Origin of the sequence: Pseudoalteromonas sp. SG41-1, from assembly GCF_014164575.1 — a bacterium.
GTDB classification, from domain to species: domain Bacteria; phylum Pseudomonadota; class Gammaproteobacteria; order Enterobacterales; family Alteromonadaceae; genus Pseudoalteromonas; species Pseudoalteromonas rhizosphaerae.
In genome coordinates, this window is record NZ_JACJFL010000095.1 from 1 (window position 1) to 3221 (window position 3221).

The window sequence follows — 3221 nt, forward strand, 5'->3', positions numbered from 1 at the left end:
TATTATCGAACGTCACCAATCACAAGATAGCCTGAGCGAAGAGTTGATAACACAGGATTTAAAGCAAAAAGAAAAGCTGGATAAAAGTGCAGATAAAATCACGGAGTTCTTAGCGACCCACGAGGGAAAAACGGGCAGCAAAGGCAAGCCCATTAAAAGTAATATTATCGACCCTGATAGCGCGAAAATGACCACGTCAAAAGGTACAATCCAAGGCTACAACGGGATAGCGATAAATGACGATAAACATCAAGTTATACTGCAAGCACAGGCATGGGGCTCGGTGGGCGAGCAGCAAACCCTGCAGCCAGCAGTTAAGCAATTAAAGCAGCAGCTTGATAAATTGAATACCGACAAATCAACAGACGAACAAACGATTAAGTTCACCGCAGACAGTGGGTTTAATAGCGAAGCGAACCTTGAATACATGGCGAAAAGTGGCTTTGATACTTACATTGCGGATAACCAATTTAGAAAACGAAACCCGTTATTTAAAGACAGCGAAACTTATGAAACAGAGCAAGAAAAACGCCGACTAAAACGCAGTAAAGGTAAGCCACGCTTATTTACTTCAGAGGACTTCCATTATGATGAAACAACACAAACCTGCCGCTGTCCCGCAGGCAATGACATGTGGCGAAGTGGTATCAATGTAAAAAGCCACAACCAAAAATACACGCGATTCTGCGGTTACTTAAAAGATTGCAAAGTATGCCCGCTGCAACAGCAATGCATGCGAAAGCCACCGATAAAAACAGGGCGGCAAGTACAGTTTAAAAATGATGAATCGCGTAAACAGCTAAGCTATATCGACAAAATGAAGGCCAAAATAGACAGCCCAATGGGACGACGACAGGGAAAGTCAAAGGGGTCACCCATTAGAAAGTTCCGGTCAAGCAGGCAGCTGTGTTTTCTTGATCTTTTTATTCAAAAAACCAAGTGTTGTTACTTTTTAAACTCACTTTAAATTTGGCTATACACCTAGTCATGACGTCGATTGGTGTGAATATGCACCAGTCACCCATATGAATTTAGGCGGTTTAATTAAGCATCTTTGATGATTAATTAAGGCCCTTGGCTTTCGCCTCAGTCATCGTTTAGTACCAATATCAGTCCAGTTTCTGGCTGTGTTTACACACTGCGCTGTAACAAGTCTGTGGTTTATGCTTACACATAACCAACCCTTTGTGGCTCAAACATTGGGCATATCCAGTATTTAAAATATGAGCGGTTAACGTGCAGGCTCAATCAAATCTAATGGTTTTACCAACCCTATTATTAACTCAACACGTTAACCTAATTTGTTTATGGTCGTTAAGAAAAAGCCTTGTGTTCATCAAATGGGACGTTGTCTTTCAGCACGTGGTAACACGCTTTTGCCAGTTTATGCGCAACTGTTTTAATCGCGATAACTTGGTTTGTTTTAGCTAACTTGCGTTGATAATACTTTTTAATTGTTGGGTTATACCGAATGGCAAAGTTAGCGGCCTCAGTAAATGCCCACGCTAAGTAACGATTACCATTCTTTTGATTTGTAGTGCCTTTCTTCTTCCCATTGCTGTATTTTGCACCTTTAACGCAGCGGCAATAGGAGGAGAAATTACCTGGACTATCAAAACGTTTAATTGTGCCTGTCTCTAACATAATGGTCAGTGCTAACGTATTACCAATCCCATCTATACTGGTTAGGTTTATAAATTCAGGAGTGAGTGATGTTTGCTGTAAAATAGCGCTCTCTATTGCATTTATCTGCTGTTGAGCACAGCGTATCAATGTGAGGTTAGAAATGACCGACAGTGCTGTATTCATTGAGTTGAAATCGGTGTGTACTTGCTCAACATTGACGCCTTTTCGGATAGCGGCCATTTGTTTGATTTTGTTGCTGCTGAGCTTATATCCAAGATGACGCATGTAACAACTTTGCACTGATAATAAGTTTTTAGTGGACTGTTGAACAATGTCCATTCGTTTACGCATTAAGTCGCGAACAGCCCTGAGCTCTCGAGGATAAATATAGCCCTCAGGTAGAATGTTTAAACGTAGCATTTCAGCTAACCAACACGCATCACTGTGATCGTCTGCATATTTTAAGCCTGAGTATTGTTGAATTGCCGCAGGGTTCGCTAAGTGAAGTGTAAACCCTTCATCCATTAAAGCATCGACTAACCAATACCAATTAAATGTTGATTCGACAACAAGCCTTATCAACTTATCTTTATAAGGACTTAGAAAAGATAAAATGACAGACATGTCATTATTTAAACGCTTAACGGTAAGTGTTTCACCATGTTCATTAATGATAGCAATAACACAATTATTTGAATGCAAGTCAATTCCACTACATAGTTTCATACCAAGCTCCTCGAAATACAGTTTATGTTTTGGTCAACACAACTGTACCGAAAAACTCGAGGAGCTTTCTATATGATTATCAAATCTTGACTTCAGACATCAAAGGTCGAGATTTATAGTTTACTACTCATTGAGTGAATTACTATGTCTAGGCCGCTGCGAATAGAGTATGAAAATGCGTTTTATCATGTAATGAATCGAGGGAGAGGGCGCGAAAATATCTTTTTAAGTGATAACGACTTTAAGTATTTTTTACATTGCATTGAGCAAGCAAGTATTCGCTTTAATATTGAAGTGCATTCATATTGTTTAATGACCAATCATTACCACCTGCTAATCAAAACCCCTGATGCAAATTTAGGCCGAGCCATGAAGCATATTAATGGCCTTTACACCCAATACTTTAATAGAGTACATAACACCGATAGTGCGCTGTTTCGAGGGCGCTACAAAGCGGTGCTGGTGGATGCTGATAACTATTTATTGCATGTTAGTCGGTATATTCATCGTAACCCAATTGAAACGAACATACCGTTGGTAGAAGAGCTTGCTAAGTATAAATGGTCTAGTTATCCAGCTTTCATTAAAAGGGGAGCGACGCCTAAATGGCTAGTCCGAGGCTTTATATTTTCGCTGCAAGGCAAAAAGCGTAAATATGCTGCTTATAAGCAATTTGTTGAATATGAAAACAATAAAGAAATAAGCGCTTTTTATAGTGCTAAAAAGTTATTGTTGGTTTTGGGTCAGGGCAAGAGCATGAAAAAAGTCTATGATTTCAATACCTTTTCAAGGTAATCTGTACTGCGCATAGCTTTTTTCTGTTTTGCGGGCATGCCTTTATTAAAGCTTGTTTCTGCTTTTAGCTGATT

3 protein-coding genes are annotated in these 3221 nt (G+C 39.6%); 2 read left to right on the top strand and 1 reads right to left on the bottom strand.

The window, feature by feature from the left end; translation table 11 throughout:
- The coding region (locus tag H5203_RS22360; RefSeq protein ID WP_259401994.1) for a transposase at positions 1–967 on the top strand (967 nt) is incomplete at its 5' end.
- A gap of 347 nt (positions 968–1314) precedes the next feature.
- On the opposite strand, the gene H5203_RS22365 is transcribed toward H5203_RS22360, so the two are convergent.
- Positions 1315–2352, bottom strand: a complete 1038-nt coding sequence (locus tag H5203_RS22365) for an IS110 family transposase (RefSeq protein WP_182739423.1) — start codon at positions 2350–2352, stop codon at positions 1315–1317.
- A gap of 144 nt (positions 2353–2496) precedes the next feature.
- Between H5203_RS22365 and H5203_RS22370 the strand changes: the two genes are divergently transcribed.
- Positions 2497–3147, top strand: a complete 651-nt coding sequence (locus H5203_RS22370) for a transposase (protein ID WP_259401995.1) — start codon at positions 2497–2499, stop codon at positions 3145–3147.
- The last annotated feature ends 74 nt before the right edge of the window (positions 3148–3221 follow it).

What these genes read in the sequence shown, in the direction of transcription:
- H5203_RS22365 (WP_182739423.1), bottom strand. Translation starts at nt 2,352, where the DNA reads ATGAAACTATGTAGTGGAATTGACTTGCATTCAAATAATTGTGTTATT.
- H5203_RS22370 (WP_259401995.1), top strand. Translation starts at nt 2,497, where the DNA reads ATGTCTAGGCCGCTGCGAATAGAGTATGAAAATGCGTTTTATCATGTA.